General features: G+C 74.4%; 1 protein-coding gene. It reads right to left on the bottom strand.

The window, feature by feature from the left end; translation table 11 throughout:
* Positions 1-450, bottom strand: a 450-nt coding sequence (locus EF903_RS33365; protein ID WP_185902976.1) for an enoyl-CoA hydratase-related protein, incomplete at both ends; no start/stop codon positions are given.

Here is a 450-nt window from a genome sequence, read left to right as displayed (position 1 = left end):
CTCGGCCTCGGTGAGGCCGGCGGTCTCGTACACGGACGCCTTGACGGCCTCGACGGCGAGGGGGCCGCAGGCGTTGATGAGCTCGGCGGTCTCCAGGGCGGCCTCCAGCGCCGTCCCGTCGGGGACGACGCGGCCGACGAGGCCGATCCGCGCGGCCTCCTCGGCGGAGTAGGGGCGGCCGGTCAGCAGCATCTCCAGGGCGTGGGTGCGCGGGATCTGGCGGGGCAGGCGGACGGTCGAGCCGCCGATCGGGAAGAGGCCGCGCCTGACCTCGAACAGTCCGAAGACGGCTCCTTCGGCGGCCACGCGGATGTCGGTGCCCTGGAGGATCTCGGTGCCGCCCGCGACGCAGTACCCCTCGACGGCGGCGATGACGGGCTTGCGGGGGCGGTGGTGGCGGAGCATCGCCTTCCAGTGCAGGTCGGGGTCGGCCTTGAGGCGGTCGCGGTA

Source organism: Streptomyces sp. WAC05292 (assembly GCF_003949955.1).
In the GTDB taxonomy this organism is placed as follows: Bacteria; Actinomycetota; Actinomycetes; order Streptomycetales; family Streptomycetaceae; genus Streptomyces; species Streptomyces globosus.
This window is presented reverse-complemented; position numbering and strand designations above follow the sequence as displayed.